This window comes from Neobacillus sp. Fa239 (assembly GCF_055395235.1).
In genome coordinates, this window is the sequence record NZ_AP041611.1 from 3,147,460 (window position 1) to 3,164,446 (window position 16,987).

Annotated in this window: 16 protein-coding genes; 7 read left to right on the forward strand and 9 right to left on the reverse strand. The window is 39.4% G+C overall.

Annotation, left to right across the window (positions count from 1 at the left end):
- Positions 1 to 106: 106 nt before the first annotated feature.
- Positions 107 to 1,135, reverse strand: a complete 1,029-nt coding sequence (splB, locus tag ACZ5XR_RS15250) for a spore photoproduct lyase (RefSeq protein WP_464497136.1) — start codon at positions 1,133 to 1,135, stop codon at positions 107 to 109.
- Positions 1,128 to 1,385: a transcriptional regulator SplA domain-containing protein gene (locus ACZ5XR_RS15255; RefSeq protein WP_464497137.1), complete on the reverse strand. Its 258-nt coding sequence runs from the start codon at positions 1,383 to 1,385 to the stop codon at positions 1,128 to 1,130. The genes splB and ACZ5XR_RS15255 overlap by 8 nt, the downstream gene beginning before the upstream one ends.
- A 191-nt stretch (positions 1,386 to 1,576) precedes the next feature.
- Here ACZ5XR_RS15255 and ACZ5XR_RS15260 point away from each other — a divergent pair, with 191 nt between their 5' ends.
- Positions 1,577 to 2,341 carry a hypothetical protein gene (locus ACZ5XR_RS15260; protein ID WP_464497138.1) on the forward strand — a complete coding sequence of 255 codons (765 nt, stop codon included), beginning with the start codon at positions 1,577 to 1,579 and terminating at the stop codon, positions 2,339 to 2,341.
- Positions 2,342 to 2,355: 14 nt separating this feature from the next.
- Positions 2,356 to 2,811, forward strand: coding sequence for a hypothetical protein (locus ACZ5XR_RS15265; protein ID WP_464497139.1), 456 nt, complete (start codon positions 2,356 to 2,358; stop codon positions 2,809 to 2,811).
- 122 nt (positions 2,812 to 2,933) lie between these two features.
- On the opposite strand, the gene ACZ5XR_RS15270 is transcribed toward ACZ5XR_RS15265, so the two are convergent.
- From ACZ5XR_RS15270 to crcB (ACZ5XR_RS15285), 4 genes are all read right to left on the reverse strand, one after another.
- Positions 2,934 to 3,260, reverse strand: a complete 327-nt coding sequence (locus tag ACZ5XR_RS15270) for a YnfA family protein (protein WP_464497141.1) — start codon at positions 3,258 to 3,260, stop codon at positions 2,934 to 2,936.
- Between the two features lie 52 nt (positions 3,261 to 3,312).
- Complete coding sequence (locus tag ACZ5XR_RS15275) at positions 3,313 to 3,900, reverse strand: undecaprenyl-diphosphatase (protein ID WP_464497142.1); 588 nt, start codon at positions 3,898 to 3,900, stop codon at positions 3,313 to 3,315.
- 119 nt (positions 3,901 to 4,019) lie between these two features.
- Positions 4,020 to 4,391: a fluoride efflux transporter CrcB gene (crcB, locus tag ACZ5XR_RS15280; RefSeq protein WP_464497144.1), complete on the reverse strand. Its 372-nt coding sequence runs from the start codon at positions 4,389 to 4,391 to the stop codon at positions 4,020 to 4,022.
- Positions 4,388 to 4,789, reverse strand: a complete 402-nt coding sequence (gene crcB / locus ACZ5XR_RS15285) for a fluoride efflux transporter CrcB (RefSeq protein WP_464497145.1) — start codon at positions 4,787 to 4,789, stop codon at positions 4,388 to 4,390. The genes crcB (ACZ5XR_RS15280) and crcB (ACZ5XR_RS15285) overlap by 4 nt, the downstream gene beginning before the upstream one ends.
- Positions 4,790 to 5,039: 250 nt before the next feature.
- On the opposite strand from crcB (ACZ5XR_RS15285), the gene hemQ reads away from it, so the two are divergent.
- Entirely contained in the window at positions 5,040 to 5,783 is a 744-nt protein-coding gene (gene hemQ, locus ACZ5XR_RS15290; RefSeq protein ID WP_464497146.1) for a hydrogen peroxide-dependent heme synthase, read from the forward strand.
- Between the two features lie 138 nt (positions 5,784 to 5,921).
- Entirely contained in the window at positions 5,922 to 7,250 is a 1,329-nt protein-coding gene (locus tag ACZ5XR_RS15295) for a D-serine ammonia-lyase (protein WP_464497147.1), read from the forward strand.
- Between the two features lie 233 nt (positions 7,251 to 7,483).
- On the opposite strand, the gene ACZ5XR_RS15300 is transcribed toward ACZ5XR_RS15295, so the two are convergent.
- Positions 7,484 to 8,809 (reverse strand): glycosyltransferase family 2 protein, encoded by a 1,326-nt coding sequence (locus tag ACZ5XR_RS15300; protein ID WP_464497148.1) that lies wholly within the window; start codon positions 8,807 to 8,809, stop codon positions 7,484 to 7,486.
- A 259-nt stretch (positions 8,810 to 9,068) separates the two neighbouring features.
- On the opposite strand from ACZ5XR_RS15300, the gene ACZ5XR_RS15305 reads away from it, so the two are divergent.
- Positions 9,069 to 10,898 carry an LTA synthase family protein gene (locus tag ACZ5XR_RS15305; RefSeq protein WP_464497149.1) on the forward strand — a complete coding sequence of 610 codons (1,830 nt, stop codon included), beginning with the start codon at positions 9,069 to 9,071 and terminating at the stop codon, positions 10,896 to 10,898.
- Positions 10,899 to 10,930: 32 nt separating this feature from the next.
- Here the strand turns inward: ACZ5XR_RS15305 and ACZ5XR_RS15310 are convergent, their stop codons facing one another.
- Both ACZ5XR_RS15310 and ACZ5XR_RS15315 read right to left on the reverse strand, forming a co-directional pair.
- Entirely contained in the window at positions 10,931 to 12,286 is a 1,356-nt protein-coding gene (locus ACZ5XR_RS15310) for an arsenic transporter (RefSeq protein ID WP_464497150.1), read from the reverse strand.
- A gap of 478 nt (positions 12,287 to 12,764) precedes the next feature.
- On the reverse strand, positions 12,765 to 14,996 hold the full coding sequence (locus ACZ5XR_RS15315; protein ID WP_464497151.1) for a hypothetical protein: 2,232 nt from the start codon (positions 14,994 to 14,996) through the stop codon (positions 12,765 to 12,767).
- A 264-nt stretch (positions 14,997 to 15,260) separates the two neighbouring features.
- On the opposite strand from ACZ5XR_RS15315, the gene ACZ5XR_RS15320 reads away from it, so the two are divergent.
- Both ACZ5XR_RS15320 and ACZ5XR_RS15325 read left to right on the forward strand, forming a co-directional pair.
- Positions 15,261 to 16,331 carry a CotH kinase family protein gene (locus tag ACZ5XR_RS15320; protein WP_464497152.1) on the forward strand — a complete coding sequence of 357 codons (1,071 nt, stop codon included), beginning with the start codon at positions 15,261 to 15,263 and terminating at the stop codon, positions 16,329 to 16,331.
- 137 nt (positions 16,332 to 16,468) lie between these two features.
- Positions 16,469 to 16,945 (forward strand): hypothetical protein, encoded by a 477-nt coding sequence (locus tag ACZ5XR_RS15325; RefSeq protein ID WP_464497153.1) that lies wholly within the window; start codon positions 16,469 to 16,471, stop codon positions 16,943 to 16,945.
- Positions 16,946 to 16,987 lie beyond the last annotated feature (42 nt).

Genomic DNA, 16,987 nt, shown 5'->3' on the forward strand with positions numbered 1-16,987 from the left:
ATTTAAAATATTCAAAAAAAAGAGAATGGTATAGGACAAACCCCTAAAATAAATGTGGTTTAATTAACATAAAAAAGATAAAAGGGCTGAAGCCCTTTTATCTTTTTTATGTGAAATATTCAATTTTTGCTTCAGGAAAATAGGTGTGGATATAGCTTCCGAGCGTATCCTTGATATCCTCCTGCTCCTGGTCTGTATACACATACTTCCCTATTCCATAACGGCCCCATTTCCATTTCCTTTTGGACTCGTCAAGCTCCAATTTTGTCATCGGATAATTTTTTTCAATTACGCGCTTTGCTGGTTTGGTAAAACGGTGTTGAATCATTTCAAAAGTTAAATCTTTTTTGGCATGATTGGGAAGCTCGGCTTCCAGCTTCTCAAACATTTCTTTGTATCCCTCTTTCCACCCTTCATGCAAATAAATGGGCGCAATAATGAAGCCTAGAGGGAATCCCGCATCCGCAACCTTTCTGGCTGCTTCCATTCTTTCCTGTTGCCTTGAAGTACCGGGTTCAAACGTCTTGATAATATATTCATCGTTCATACTGAATCGAAATCGGGTTCGTCCATTATGCTTGGCATCCAGTAAATGATCAACATGAGCGAATTTGGTCACAAACCGCAGTTGACCATACTCTGATTGGCCGAAAAATTCAATTGCTTTTTTTAGGGTGTGGGTTAAATGGTCCACCCCCACAACATCTGAAGTACAGGATGCTTCAAATCTCGTCGGTTCCGGGGCACGTTCCTTCATGTAATTTTCCGCTGCTTCAAAAATGTCATCAATATTGACATATGTACGGATGTAGGGCTTGCTCCCCATTGTGGTTTGTAAGTAACAATAATGACAATGCCCCATGCACCCTGTTACAAAAGGGATCGCATATTCAGCTGATGGTTTGGAAGTATCGAACTTTAAGGTTTTCCTTACTCCAATCACCAATGTTGATTTTGCAATCCGGTACCGTTGAAAATCCGTATCCCCTGGCAAGTTTCGAATTTGGTTATGTGATGTGGTTTCTCTCACCTCAATTCCCATACTCTTAAATTTTGCAGTTAACTCTTTTCCAAGCGGATAATCCAATGCGCCTGGCTCAACATAAACGAGCTGAGGAACAAAGGGCTTAACCATAGTAATCCTCTAATTCCGTAAAACCAAATGCTTCCTGATAGGCATTTTCAGCTTCACCGGCAGTCTGATAAACGGCTACTTCATCATTTAAAGGATAATAGGTTTCATACAGAAAAAGAGCCAATTGGTCGGGTGCTTCAGGGTTTTGAACAACAGCAGCTTCTTGGACATTAGCTACATCCTGTGCATGCGGGTTCCGAATAATCACATAAACGATTTGTCCAGGTTGATATGAATTGGAAATGGTCATATTATCACCCTTTCATTCCTTTCTTTTGATGATATTATAGAAGGATTTTCTTAGTTTATCCCATTCAGAATTTTTTCTCGCTTTTTTGAAAAGACAATATTGCTTTTAAAAAGGATGTGGAAAATATTAATAATCTTGCATCAAATAGGAAATGTTAGTATTGTAAATCTAATTACCAAAGAGGAACAAACATGAATCTAATTCCTCCCTTTCGCAGACAAAGGGCTTTTTTATCACAATTTACTACTAGCCAATTACATTTAAAGAATCCATGGGTGGTCGCCTTTTTTTCCTTTTCCTATCCGGGATTTGGCCATCTTATGCAGCATCGATATGTGGCAGCGTTTATTTTGATTATCTGGGAAACTTTTATTAATGGCGTCGCAAATGTAAATCTGGGAATTTTATATTCTCTATTAGGTGATTTTGACAAAGCAAAAGAAGTTTTAAATGAACGATGGTTAATACTTTATGTTTCCATTTATATGTTTGGGATCTGGGATGGCTATCGAACAACGGTAGATTTGAACAAACAATATTTATTGGCCGATCGCGAGGATGCGCCAACTTTGCCTATAAAAATGGGGTCTTGGGACATGAACTACATGGATAAGCGAAAACCATGGGTCGCTTTTGCATGGTCTGCTTTATTCCCTGGTCTTGGTCATCTTTATCTTCATAATGTCATTTCAGGCTTTTTTATCTTTGTTTACACGGTTGGAATTTGTTATTACGGTCATATTCTGTATGCGATCCACCTAACCATGTTAGGACATTTTGAACAGGCAAAAGCAGTGCTGGATATGCAGTGGGCCCTTTATTTTCCATCCATATACCTTTTTATTATTTATGATGCTTATGTTTCAGCAATTGAAAATAACAAACTATTTGAAAAAGAAATATCAAAATATTTACGGCAAAAATATCAAGATAATCAATTTGAATATCCCATTTAGTGAGTGTGAAGCATATGTTTGTGATTGCAACTTTTGAGAATTCTCTATTTATTGAACTCGCCATTTCTGCCCTTGAACAAAGTGAGATTCCTAAAGAAAAAATATTGGCGGCCCCTCTGGATAAAAGGACAGAGCCCATGCAACTATTTGATTCCATTCATAAAGCGGATGGTTTTAGTTTATTTGATGGCGGTGCCATATTAGGGACGTGTTTAATGCTGTTGGGGAGCATTTACGGATATGTTTTAAAATGGGGTCCGATTATTTGGGGACTTATTGGTGCGGTTAGTGGATTGATCATCGGTTTATTATTTAAATATTTAATATTAAGAAAGTATAAAAAGGGGTTATCTAAAATCACAGCAGAAATTGTTCTAATGATTCGATGTGAAGAACATCAACGGAAAATGGTCGAAAAAATTTTATGGGACAATGCTGCACTGGGGATCACCAGTATAAAAAACAAATAGAGTGTTTCCAAAGAAAAAGGACCAGATTAGGTCCTTTTTCCTTGGAAGATACTTACAAATTATCACCCGCTCTTAAAGCCTGGGAAGTATCCATCCATTGTGTAGGAAGGATAAAACTGATTCTAGTGACGCGGTGCCCAAAGCATGACCGAAACGCCGATTAAACAAATAATCGAGCCGATCCAGTCATAGAGATCAGGCGTTTTTTTGTCGACTGCCCAGCCCCATAATACGGCAAGAATAATAAAAACGCCTCCATAGGCAGCATAAACTCTTCCAAAAGAAGGGAAATGCTGGAATGTCGGGATGATTCCATAAATGACTAAAATGATGCTGCCAATGATTCCAAACCAGTATGAATACCCTTCTCTAAGCCAAAGCCAGACTAAATAGCCGCCACCTATCTCGGCCAAGCCGGCAAGGATAAATAAGATAATGGCATTTATCATTTGTATCACTCCTAATTAAAAAAAGCTTGGAGACCCAGCTCCAAGCTTTTGATTAATGATTTAATTTATTTTCGCTTGGTGAATTTTTCGGTACAAGCGGAATTTGATTATAGATTTTAATAATCATCCGTGCAATTGGCGCAGTTATCGGCCTTGCCAAAACGACAACCACACTTACGACAAGTGATACGACAATACTTCCAAGGACATCAAATGGATAATGGTGCCCTACATAAATCCGTGAAAAACCTGTCAATACTGCGAACAATAACATTCCTACACCGATTTTTCGATGACGGTAAAGCACTGCCAATGCTAACGAAAAGGCTCCGGTTGTATGATCACTTGGAAATGAAGCATCGGCTGCATGTGGAAGCAGCAAAGTGACCTTGTGGGTGACAAATGGTCGTGCTTCGTAATGTATATGTCCAATGACAACGTTGATGATTAAGCCTAAAGCACCAGTAATGACCGCATAAACAACCGTGTATTTATTTTTTTCTTTCCCCACAAACCACATAACAAGTAAAACCAATGCATAAATGATTAACGCTCGTTGACTCACAAAGGTCATAACACTATCTAATAGATGATGATGACCTGCAAGCCCATTTATAGCTTTAAATAATTCATAATTCAAATTAAACCGCCTCATTTCTACCTTATCTATTTTTTAAAATAATATTTTATAGGAATGGATTAAACAACAATTATCATTATAGTAGAATCTGCAGGAAATAAAAAGGATTTAATTAAATTTTAATATATTATAACGCTGCCAAAAGAAGCGCCAATCCAAGCGAAAATAACTCCTAGTAACACAGAAGTAAAAACATAGAGTATCGCGATTTTTGCTTTTTGTTTCTGAATCAGCTGGATGGTTTCGTAGCCGAAGGTGGAAAAGGTCGTATACGCACCAAGAAAACCAGTACCGCATAAAAACCAAACCCAATCCGAAATGGCCTTCCCGTCATGTAATACGGCAAGGAATCCAAGGACGAACGAACCGCTTAAATTTATGACCCATGTTCCCATTGGAAATGGACCCGTTTTCTTGGCTGTAATCCACTTTCCCAGTAAAAAGCGGGCAATCGCACCAAATATGCCGCCTAACCCAACCAATAACATCATTCAAGGTCTCCCTTCGTCTCCCCTGCCGAGTGTACAGATTTTAAAGCCAATTTTACCCCTAGGAAGGCCAATGCAATTCCCCCAAGGATGCTCGACAAAACATAAAGAGAAGCAAATAAGTACTGATGATTTTTTAATAAATGCAATGTTTCGACCGAAAAGGTAGAAAATGTGGTATACGCTCCGGTAAAGCCGGTACCAATGGCCAATTTAATATTTTGATTTATTTTCCATTTGCTCGTTGTCACCGTTAAAAACCAGGCAAGAAATAAACATCCTACAAGGTTGATTACTAAAGTTCCGACGGGAAATCCAGATACAGGCAGAATCAGTCTTCCTTCCAAATACCGAATAATGGCACCCAAAAAGCCGCCTATCCCAACTGCGATTACATTCATTAAACATTCCTCCAAAAAAACAGACCCCTACCAGGAAAAATCAGGTAGAAGTCGTAGGTCATCCGGATAGAGATGGCGAATCCCATCGCCTATAGATTTATGTTTATTATATACAAAAACTAGCGATGAATCAAAATGATCTAACATCTTTGGAGAATTTTTATATAGTGATATTTATCACAACATTGTCTGGTGAAAATCATTATCATTTAAAAGGTAGAAAGTAATAGATAACTTTGGAGTGATTTGAATGAACCAAGCGATGAAAACGATCGAAGGCTGGTATTGCTTGCATGATTTTCGCATTATGGACTGGACAAAATGGAAATTGGCTACTGAAGCGGAGCGAGAGCTTGTACTTAATGAATTTAAAGTCCTATTAGAAAAATGGGGAATGATCGAGCAAGAAAAAAACGGAAGCCATTCAGTCTATACAGTGGCTGGACAAAAAGCAGACCTGTTGTTTATGGTCCTCCGCCCGACCATGAAGGACCTTATAGAAATCAAAACAGAATTTAACAAAACAGCTCTTGCTGATTATACTAAACCTGCGTATTCGTACGTATCCGTTATCGAAAAAAGCAGTTACTCGCAAATGACGTCCAATCCTTATGAGGACCCAATCATGCGTTCCAAGCTTTACCCTGTCATTCCTAAAAATGATTACATTTGTTTTTATCCAATGAGTAAACTTCGTGGAGAAAAAACAAACTGGTTTATGTTACCAGTCGAAGAGCGCAAAAGATTAATGTTTGAGCATATTGAAACAGGCAGACCCTACTCCGAACAAGTAAAGAGAATTGTCACAGGCTCTGTGGGTTTTGATGACTATGAATGGGGCGTTTCCTTATTTTCTGATGATGCCCTTCAATTTAAAAAATTAATCTATGAAACCAGATTTGACGAAGTCAGTGCAGTCTATGGCATTTTCGGCTCTTTCTTTATCGGAAATCTGTTAAAATTGGATAGAATCAATCATTTTTTTGAAATATAAGAGAAATCAGGGTGTCTAGATTAGACACCCTTTTTATGTTATTTCTGCGAACCTATTTTTCATCGAAATTAAGCCTGGTGTCCGCACGATATGGTAAACTACTAGTATTGAATGATGATTGCAATAGGAGGCAGAAAAATGGCAGAAATAGATTTGCATTCCTGGAAAAAACAGTATCCCCTACTGGATAAACTCATTTCTCTTGAAGAAGTATTTTGGATCAATCCAAAAATCGAGCCCTTCCATACTGGTATTCAAAAATCTCCTCTTAGCATCGAAGATGTTAAAGAAGCAGAGGAAAGATTGCAGCGTTTTGCTCCTTACATAGCCAAAGTGTTTCCCGAAACAAAAGAGTTAAATGGGATTATCGAATCGCCATTGGTGAAAATACCCAAAATGAAGCAATATTTAGAAGAAGAGTTTCATCAACAGATTTTTGGTCAATTACTCTTAAAATGTGATAGTCATCTTCCTATTTCAGGTTCTATTAAAGCTCGCGGCGGAATCTATGAAATTCTAAAGCACGCAGAAAAACTAGCATTTGAACACCAATTGTTAACCTCACAAGATGATTATTCCATATTAGCGAGTAACCGCTTCAAATCTTTCTTCTCTCAGTATTCAATTGCGGTTGGTTCTACCGGCAATTTAGGACTAAGTATTGGTATCATAAGTGCGATGCTGGGGTTTAAGGTGACGGTTCATATGTCACTTGATGCTAAGCAATGGAAAAAGGATTTACTTAGAAGCAAAAATGTAACGGTGATTGAATATGAAGCGGATTACAGTAAAGCCGTTGAAGCGGGTCGGTACCAGGCACAGGCCGATCCTTCCTGCTATTTTGTTGATGATGAAAATTCAAGCGACCTATTTTTAGGCTATTCTGTTGCCGCTTTCCGTTTGAAAAAACAATTAGCGGAAATGAACATCATCATCGATGAAAATCATCCTTTATTTGTTTACCTTCCGTGTGGAGTTGGCGGCGGTCCTGGTGGGGTCGCTTTTGGGTTGAAATTAGCATTCCAGGATCATGTTCACTGTTTTTTTGCAGAACCAACCCACTCCCCATGTATGCTGCTCGGGTTGATGACAGGCCTGCATGATAAAGTTTCAGTACAGGATATTGGAATTGATAATTTAACAGAAGCCGATGGACTAGCGGTCGGCAGACCATCGAGTTTTGTTGGTAAAATCATCGAACGGTTTTTGAGCGGCGATTATACTGTCACCGATGAACAACTGTTAAAGCTTCTCCGGGCACTCGTAGACCAAGAAGGTATCCACTTAGAACCTTCTGCCTTGGCAGGAATGATCGGACCGATCCAGTTAGCTCAAAATGGTGATGATTATTTACGTAAGCATATCTCGACTGAAAAAATGGCCCATGCCACACATATCGTCTGGGCTACCGGAGGAAGTATGGTTCCAAAAGAAATGATGGAACACTATTATCATAGTGGACGATAATTAAAATGGATGGTACCCATTTTGCAAAAGGCTGTGTTAAAGGATTATGTTGACTTTTCACAACTGTTGATTGGAGCGGAGGGCACTCGACTCCTGCGGGATGAAGAGGTCACGGGAGACCCCGCAGGCGCCTAAAGCGCCGAGGAGGCTCTCGGACCTCCCCGCGGAAAGCGAGTGTCCGGAGCGGAAATCAACAACCTAATTTAAAAGAGCCCAGCAAAAAAAGTGAAGGACTATTCCTTCACTTTTTTATGGTGTAGCAGGGTTTTGGAATGGGCTGTCTTTACCCAAGTATGTTGATGCCGCCATTTAATTAAGCCAACTACCTGGGCATAAATATAGGTGTAGCCATAATAAATAATGGAAGCGATCATCGAAAATAGATTATATTTGTTTTTGCTGTCAGCTTTAACAGCATACGGCATACAAATTAAAAATTGATACGTAAACAAAACAAGCGTAACAATGCTGGATCCAAGAATAACATTAATAAATCGGGTACCCAAATGCGTGGCCGATTGGAAATCATTTGTCGCTGATTGGTAAATGATAGTGACCAGGATGCCAACGAAAGCAACAGCCATTTGAACGGCCCGTGCCATACCAAACAGATAAATCAATTGATCAAGAATCCTTAACTTTCCTTTATCCTTTAACAATTTAATAAGCAAAGTTTTATAGGTGGTAAAAGCGACAAACCAATGTCCCTGTGACCATCTTGTCCTCTGTTTTAAACTCATTTTTAAATTATCTGGTTTTTCATCATAAATCCGCACAAAATGATTCCATAATACTCGCCCATCATCTTTGACAATCTCCATTTCCAGCTCTACATCTTCTGTAAGGGAATCAAAGCGAAATCCGCCATGTTTCATTAGATAATCCAGCCGGACGATGAATCCGGTTCCTCCGATGGAATTGGTAAGACCAATCCGATATTTTGCCAATTGAAAAAATCGGTTTGACAAATAATAGCTTGTGGCATACCCCAAAGACAAGATGGTAGTAGAGTTTTTAGAATCCAAATAGGCTTGAATGGCTTCAGGTTTTCCTTTTGCGATATACTGGGAATTTAATTCTTTTAAAATACCGGGATCGACATGATTATCAGCATCCAGAATGAGTAAACAATCATACTTTTCAGGGAGGTCTCGAAATCCCAAATAGCGAAGTGCATATTGTAAGCCCGCCGGTTTCCCTACTCCTTCTCTTGCAAATAGGTTTTGGTTCGTGTCTATATGTTTCATTCCTAGCTCATCACATATTTCTCCAGTACGATCCGTACTATTATCATTGACAATATAAATATCATATAAATCTTTTCGGTAACGAATTTCTTTGAGATTTTGAATGGTTGAACCGATAACTTGCTCTTCATTGTGGGCGGCAACCAAAATGAGAAACTTGGTTTCGTCATCCTTTAATTGATAATCCCGTTTGGCCCTTCCAAATCCAAATAGACTTAAAATTATATAATAGACCGTATTGAGGTTAATGTATAAGGTTAGCAGTGCATACAAACCTAAAGGGATTAAAGCTAGAATTTTGGAAATATCCATCGTTGTCCTCCTGAAAAGTTATAGACTTAAGAAGAAATCCCATTTAAAAAAACATGGCTGCGCTGCGACACCAGCCGCAACCAATCATAAGATTGAATTGCTTGGTCATTGACCCTTTTCATAATGGTTTCCATTAAAACTACTTTTAAAACAGACTAGATTTAAAAATATGCTGTAGGGCCGTATTTAAAAATTGCTTGTTTTCTTCCTTATCGTTTTGGTTAAGATAGTGGTTGTAAAAATCATTTTTGGCAGGTGCATGATGAAGACTAAAATTACACCACTCAGTATGTTTGTTTTTTGCTCCTTACTATCAAAATTCCTTTATCTAAAATACGCAATCATGGATTCTTTTGGATTAAAAGATTTTTTAACGGAACTCTCTTTTTTGTTTTGCTTGATCTTGGTCATTTCTTCCATCAAAAACAAATTAGCTAATTACCTGCTTGTAATCATGGATGCAGTCTATACTCTCTTATGCCTTACTACCCTGCTCTATTTCCAGTACTATCATTCGATTTTCACGTTTCATTCCATTGGACAGATCAATCAGGTTGGTGAGATTTCTGATGGTATTTTTGCATTACTAAAAATCCAATATCTTTGGCTTTTTGCGGATTTTATTTTGCTTTGCTTCTGGCCAAAAATAAAAAAATATTTTTCTGGTTTGCAACTTTCTTTAACCAGTAAAACGACAGGCCGGCTCTCGAAATTTTTGCTTTTATTTATGGGATGGAGCATTTTCAATTCCTTAAACACGATTAATGAATTAAGTAAATTTGAAAAATTAGGTTTGCTAGGCTATCAGCTCTCTGATGCTGTGAACGGAATTTCTGCCACTTTAACGGAAGAAGCTCATATAAATGCAGAGACATTAGAAAAAAAACGCCCTGGAATATCTAAAGATACTCTTCATTTTCATGGGATTGCAAAGAATAAAAATATCATTTTGATTCAATTGGAATCTATGCAGAATTTTTTATTAAATCTTAAGATTAATGGATCGGAAGTGACCCCTAATCTAAATAAGCTCCTTAAAAGTGCCTATTATTTTCCTCATTTTTATACACAGGTCGGCAAAGGAAATACCTCTGACGCAGAATTTATTACGAATACCTCCATTTATGCATTAGGAAGTACGCCGATGTCATCTGTTGTTGCCGGTAAAACGGTGCCGGGCCTGCCAAGGGTTCTCGAGGAAAACGGCTACCATACTGCAACATTCCATGCTAATGATGTTTCATTTTGGAACCGTAATCAACTCTATCGGTCTCTTGGGTTTGATGAATTTTTTGATAAAAAATACTTTGGAGTCAATGACGTTATTTCATACGGTACTTCCGATGAAGTTATGTATAAAAAAACAGCGGAAAAACTTGCGGATTTTAAAAAATCAGGAAAAAAATTTTACGCCCACATTATTTCCTTATCAAGCCATTTTCCCTTTAAGCTTCCTGATTCGAAAAAGAAATTGGCGATTCAGTTACCAGGACAGTTTGACAATTCTATGGTTGGCTCTTATTTGCAAGCCGTCAGCTATGCAGATTATGCATTTGGGCAATTTATCGAAAACCTTAAAAAGGCAGGTTTGTACGATGACTCGCTCATCGTTATTTACGGTGATCATCAAGGGCTCCAAATGAAAAATCAACATGATACCCAATTGGTTAAAGGGATTTTCAAAAGAGATTACGATAATGTTTTAGATCATTTGAATATACCGCTTATCATAAAAATGCCCTTTGAAAAAAATGGTAAAAAAGTGCTTACGGATGGAGGGTTAGTTGATATTTATCCTACGATTTCAAACTTGGCAGGCGTTGACCTAAGTAAACAAGTAATCTTTGGAACCGATCTTATCAACTCCAAAAACAATCTGATCGGCATTCGTTTTTATGCCCCGACCGGCACCTATATAAATCAGTCCTATCGGTTTTCTCCAGGAAAAACAAACGATGAAGGAGAAATCATGAGTCTGGATAAAAGAAAAAAGAGCCTTGCCACGAAAACAGCGCTCAAGAACGAAACCACCATATTAGATTACATGAAAATGTCTGATCAATATGTTCAATCACTAAAAAAAGATTAAAGGATCCATCATTTGATGAATCCTTTTTTTGACTATACGAATACGAGCAGCAGCCAAAGGTATAAACATCCAAGTGTAAAGATTAACGTTAGCGGTATCACGATAATAGTGACTCGAATATATTCCGGCCATGTAATTTTGATATGATTTTTTTTAAGAATATGCATCCAAATCAGTGTTGCCAGTGTCCCAATCGGCAAGATCAATGACCCCATATCACTGCCGATGATATTTGATAAATAGACAGTTTTTAATAAGAGAGGTTGTAAACCCATGTCAGTTAAGGTTAAGGTAGCAACCATTAAAGCTGGATGATTATTAAAAATATTGGCTAAGAGAGCTGTGATAATCCCCATGGTAATGCTTGCGTGCAGCAAACTATCTTGAACCATCGGTTTTAAGTGTGTTAATAAAAACGCGGTTAATCCGATATTGTGAAGTCCAAAAACAATGACGTACATGCTGAACGCAAAGATTAATATATGCCACGGGATTTTACGAATAACATCTCTGGGACTAATTTTTAGATAGACCCATCTCCACATCAATAAGGTGAGGGAGCCAATAACGGCAACCAATGAAACAGATATTCCGATAAAGGATGCCACAAAAAGACTGATCCTGACGATAAAGACAAACCCGAGCATATAGAGCATAAGCTTCTTTTGTTTTTCAAATAAATCTTCTGAGTTTTGTTGAAGTGGATGGTAAATGCGATTTTTTTGGAGGGGCATGGAATAGGAGTGCATTCTAATTTCTTTAGGCAGGTCTTTTTTGAAAACTAAATACAATAAAAAGGCTAAGAAAAGGAGCCCGATGACGCCTGGAACAAACATCATTTCCGTTTGCAGATAAAGGTCCATCCCAATAATTTTTAAAGCAATCAAGTTAACAATATTACTAACACCGATTGGAGCACTTGATGCCGTTGCAATCAGAGCACCACTTAATAGATAAGGTATTTTTTGTCCATTTTTTAACCCTAAGTTGTTTAAAATCAATATCAGAATTGGAGTCGTTATTAATATACTACCGTCATTATTGAAGAAAAGAGTCATTAAAAAGCAAAGTAACAGGGTAAACCAAAACAATCGGATACCAGACCCTCTAGATACTTTTAAAATTAGTGCAGCCGTCCATTTAAAAAAGCCAAAGCTTTCCAATACAATTGCCATTACAATTGTTGCGATGATCGTAACCGCTGCTCCTGTCACTTTAGAGCTTATATCAATTAAATCCCCAATTGAAACGCTTCCACTAAAAAAAACGAGAATCGCACCGATGGCAGCGGGGATAGTTTCATTCATGTTTTTCGGACGGATAAAGATCATAACCATTGTGAACAAAAATGCGAAGATGGTGATGAGGACCGTCGATTGATGATACATATAATTATGTTATCTCCCTTCAGTTTGAATTCCTTTAAGCGTGTATTATTTTTCTCTCACCTCTTGTCCTTTGCTATATCATACGGAAGGAAGACAAGAGTTGAACTAAACGAATATCTCGAATTTGAAGAAATCAGCAAAAATCTATAAAGATTTTAAAAAAATTCGCTAGATTTCTGCCTATTTTTTAAGCTATAGACATGGAATTTACTATGTATTTTAAGGCCTTTATACTAAATTGAAGAATATTTTAATGACCTTTTTTCTTCCCATCAGAAAAGGAAAAAAATAAAAAAACGATACTGGCTTAGTATCGTTTTTTGGGAGTATTTTTTGTTTTTAATTTTTGGTACACACAATATTTACTTATTTCCATTTCTCCTGTTTCTTCGATATTTAGTATTTTCATTGTATTCTCCTTGGTATCTCGGTTTAGATGATCCACCATATCTTTTATAAGTCCCATAGCTGGTATGACTTACTTTTGGATAATAACCGTAATACCCACTTCCGTTACATCCACAACTGCTACTTCCATTGCTTCCGTTGCTCTTGCAGCTTCCATTGCTCTTTCCGCTGCTCTTGTTACTGCCATTGCTCTTGTTGCTGCCATTGCTCTTGTTGCTGCCATTGCTCTTGTTGCTGCCATTGCTCTTTCCGCTGCTCTTGTTACTGCCATTGCTCTTTCCGCTGCTCTTGTTACTGCCATTGCTCTTTCCGCTGCTCCTGCCGCTGCCGTTTGAGCCACTACTACATCCACAGCTTCCACTGCTACCGCTGCTGCCGCTGCTGCAGCTTCTATTCCTACTGCCGTTGCTCTTTCCGCTGCTCTTGCCACTGCTCTTGTTGCTGCCGTTACTCTTGCCACTGCTCTTGTTACTGCCGTTGCTCTTTCTGCTGCCGTTGGAGCCACTACTACATCCACAGCTTCCACTGCTGCCGCTACTTCCGCTGCTGCAGCTTCTATTCCTACTGCCATTGCTCTTTCCGCTTTTGTTGCTGCCATTGCTCTTTCCGCTGCCGTTACTCTTGCCGCTGCTCTTGTTACTACCGTTGCTCTTTCCGCTGCCGTTGGAGCCACTACTACATCCACAGCTTCCACTGCTGCCGCTACTTCCGCTGCTGCAGCTTCTATTCCTACTACCGTTACTCTTGCCGCTGCTCTTGCCGCTGCTCTTGCCACTGCTCTTGTTGCTGCCATTGCTCTTTCCGCTGCTCTTGTTACTGCCGTTGCTCTTTCTGCTGCCGTTGGAGCCACTACTACATCCACAGCTTCCACTGCTGCCGCTACTTCCGCTGCTACAACTTCTATTCCTACTGCCGTTGCTCTTTCCGCTGCTCTTTCCACTGCTCTTGTTGCTGCCATTGCTCTTTCCGCTGCTCTTGTTACTGCCGTTGCTCTTTCTGCTGCCGTTGGAGCCACTACTACATCCACAGCTTCCACTGCTGCCGCTACTTCCGCTGCTGCAGCTTCTATTCCTACTGCCGTTGCTCTTGCCGCTGCTCTTGCCACTGCTCTTGTTGCTGCCATTGCTCTTGCCGCTGCTCTTGTTACTGCCGTTGCTCTTTCTGCTGCCGTTAGAGCCACTACTACATCCACAGCTTCCACTGCTGCCGCTACTGCCGTTGCTCTTTCCGCTGCTCTTGCCACTGCTCTTGTTGCTGCCATTGCTCTTTCCGCTGCTCTTGTTACTGCCGTTGCTCTTTCTGCTGCCGTTGGAGCCACTACTACATCCACAGCTTCCACTGCTGCCGCTACTTCCGCTGCTGCAGCTTCTATTCCTACTGCCGTTGCTCTTTCCGCTGCTCTTGCCACTGCTCTTGTTGCTGCCATTACTCTTGCCGCTGCCTCTGGATCCACTGCTACATCCACAGCTTCCACTGCTGCCGCTACTTCCGCTGCTGCAGCTTCTATTCCTACTGCCGTTGCTCTTTCCGCTGCTCTTGCCACTGCTCTTGTTGCTGCCATTGCTCTTGCCGCTGCTCTTGTTGCTGCCATTACTCTTGCCGCTGCCTCTGGATCCACTGCTACATCCACAGCTTCCACTGCTGCCGCTACTGCCACTGCTGCAGCTTCTATTCCTACTGCCGTTGCTCTTTCCGCTTTTGTTGCCGCCATTGCTCTTGCCGCTGCTCTTTCCGCTGCCGTTGCTCTTTCTGCTGCCGTTGCTCTTTCTGCTGCCGTTGGAGCCACTACTACATCCACAGCTTCCACTGCTGCCGCTACTTCCGCTGCTGCAGCTTCTATTCCTACTGCCGTTGCTCTTTCCGCTGCTCTTGCCACTGCTCTTGTTGCTGCCATTGCTCTTGCCGCTGCTCTTGTTACTGCCGTTGCTCTTTCTGCTGCCGTTGGAGCCACTACTACATCCACAGCTTCCGCTGCTGCAACTTCTATTCCTACTGCCGTTGCTCTTGCCGCTTTTGTTGCTGCCATTGCTCTTTCCGCTGCTCTTGTTGCTGCCATTACTCTTGCCGCTGCCTCTGGATCCACTGCTACATCCACAGCTTCCACTGCTGCCGCTACTGCCACTGCTGCAGCTTCTATTCCTACTGCCGTTGCTCTTTCCGCTTTTGTTGCTGCCATTGCTCTTTCCGCTGCCGTTGCTCTTTCCGCTGCTCTTTCCGCTGCTCTTGCTGCTATGGCTGCCACTACTTCCGCTACTTCCACTACTACCGCTGCTATTTTTCGAATTACCACCACCTTTTGCAACAACAACTCTTCGTGGATTGTTTACTAAAAATTGGACGACTCCATTTGCTTGAGCTTGTTTAAGCAAATCTTCCATAGCAATTGTCATTCGTTTTCCCACCACTCTCGAAATAAATTATGCTTCAAATACAATTTATGGGGGAATAACCTTATTTGATATAGACAAATATATATTTTTTAGAAATATAGACTCATACCCAATACTGCACATCACCTGAACATTGTGCATATATCTAGAAAAAAATGATGTTTAGGGGTATTTATATGTTGAAATACGAAATTATAATTAATCCTAAGCTATTAAGAAAACTGGATCAGGATGTTTGGGATGATGATCAAGTGGCCGCTGCCTTAAAGGTTGGAGACAGTCTTTATCAAATCAGAGTTTCTTACAGAGGTAATGTTATAAGAGACAGGAAGAAAAAATCTTATCGAATTGTTTTTCAAAAACCATTTTTAGTTAATGGTGCCCATGAAATTCATCTGAATGCTGAATTCACTGATATAACCCTCAGCAGGAACAAACTCTCCCTGGATTTCTTTGATAGTATTGGGGTAATCTCACCACACTCCAAGCATGTGCTGCTTTATATTAACGGATACTGTAAAGGGATTTATTTGGAACTTGAATCCTTTGACCAATTTCTTCTACAAAAAAGGAATTTACCAAAAGGGCCGATTATTTATGCAACCAATAATCGTGCCAATTTTTCTTTGTTGACCCCCAAGCAGAAACTAAAAAAACGTTTAGATGAGGGATATACAATAAAATATGGGGACAAAGGGGCGATCGATGATTTAAAGAACTTTATCGCTATGATAAATTCGCTCCCAAATGAGGATTTTGAACGTGAAGTTCAAAAGGTATTGGACCTGGAGAAGTACTTTCTTTGGCTTGCCGGTATAGTCTGCACTCAAAATTATGATGGTTTTATCCATAATTATGCTCTCTATAAAAATGGAGAAACCAATTTATTTGAAATCACTCCCTGGGATTATGATGGGACTTGGGGAAGAAACCTTCACGGTAAACCACTCAAATACAATTATATTCCAATAACTGGGTTTAACACCCTTACCGGACGGCTCCTCTACTATCCTCATTTTAAAAAGAAATATATGGAAATATTGAACAATATCCTGGATAATCAATTCAGTATTTCTGTTCAAGAACCTAAAATTGACGAAATATTTCAAAAGATTGTTCCGTATCTAGACCAAGATCCTTATATTCAAATCGACCAGGAAATTTTGGAAGGCGAAAAAGAGTTTATTTTGAATTTTATTAAGAAGAGAAAATCCTTTCTAAATAAAGAATTATCCATACTTATATAAGTATATGGAACTGACCCATATACTTTTTTTTTTCGCCTATTTTTTAAAATACAAGCAGTTTTATAGTACAACATCACACCATGATACATATAGATGCATTGTAAATGTTTATTTTATAAAAGGAGGAAAAAAGTTGTATGAACAAAGAAATGATGACTAAACTTGTTGGCAAAATCATCAAAGTTGACAGAAATGGTCCGGAATCCCGCAGCGGAAAATTATTAGAAGTTTTTGATGATGGCTTTGTTATCCTTACTGAAAAGGATGGAGTCATGTATTATGCCATGGATCATGTCAAGAGCATTACGGAAAGTTTAAAAGATTTAATCGAATTCGGCTTAGTGATTCCAGAAGACTTCGAATACAAAAAAGCAGATACATTCATCAATCTTTTAGATAGCGTTAAATTTCAATGGGTTCAAATCAACCGTGGGCCAGAAAAAATTGAAGGTGTACTCACAGATGTGAATAAAGATTATGTTTCCATCATCAATAAAGATGAAGTGGTACGTCTGGCAATGTTTCACATCAGAAATATCAGCTATGGCTTAAAGCTTGAACCACAGAAAGAAGAAGAAGATTCTAAAAGTTCAGGAAGAAACGATAAAAGGTAAAAAATCTGTCGCTTCTCTAATTGAGAGGCGACAATCTATCCC

Coding starts and splice junctions, on each gene's coding strand:
- splB (WP_464497136.1), bottom strand. CDS start 1,135: ATGGTTAAGCCCTTTGTTCCTCAGCTCGTTTATGTTGAGCCAGGCGCA.
- ACZ5XR_RS15255 (WP_464497137.1), bottom strand. CDS start 1,385: ATGACCATTTCCAATTCATATCAACCTGGACAAATCGTTTATGTGATT.
- ACZ5XR_RS15260 (WP_464497138.1), top strand. CDS start 1,577: ATGAATCTAATTCCTCCCTTTCGCAGACAAAGGGCTTTTTTATCACAA.
- ACZ5XR_RS15265 (WP_464497139.1), top strand. CDS start 2,356: ATGTTTGTGATTGCAACTTTTGAGAATTCTCTATTTATTGAACTCGCC.
- ACZ5XR_RS15270 (WP_464497141.1), bottom strand. CDS start 3,260: ATGATAAATGCCATTATCTTATTTATCCTTGCCGGCTTGGCCGAGATA.
- crcB (WP_464497144.1), bottom strand. CDS start 4,391: ATGATGTTATTGGTTGGGTTAGGCGGCATATTTGGTGCGATTGCCCGC.
- crcB (WP_464497145.1), bottom strand. CDS start 4,789: ATGAATGTAATCGCAGTTGGGATAGGCGGCTTTTTGGGTGCCATTATT.
- hemQ (WP_464497146.1), top strand. CDS start 5,040: ATGAACCAAGCGATGAAAACGATCGAAGGCTGGTATTGCTTGCATGAT.
- ACZ5XR_RS15295 (WP_464497147.1), top strand. CDS start 5,922: ATGGCAGAAATAGATTTGCATTCCTGGAAAAAACAGTATCCCCTACTG.
- ACZ5XR_RS15300 (WP_464497148.1), bottom strand. CDS start 8,809: ATGGATATTTCCAAAATTCTAGCTTTAATCCCTTTAGGTTTGTATGCA.
- ACZ5XR_RS15305 (WP_464497149.1), top strand. CDS start 9,069: ATGATGAAGACTAAAATTACACCACTCAGTATGTTTGTTTTTTGCTCC.
- ACZ5XR_RS15310 (WP_464497150.1), bottom strand. CDS start 12,286: ATGTATCATCAATCGACGGTCCTCATCACCATCTTCGCATTTTTGTTC.
- ACZ5XR_RS15320 (WP_464497152.1), top strand. CDS start 15,261: ATGTTGAAATACGAAATTATAATTAATCCTAAGCTATTAAGAAAACTG.
- ACZ5XR_RS15325 (WP_464497153.1), top strand. CDS start 16,469: ATGAACAAAGAAATGATGACTAAACTTGTTGGCAAAATCATCAAAGTT.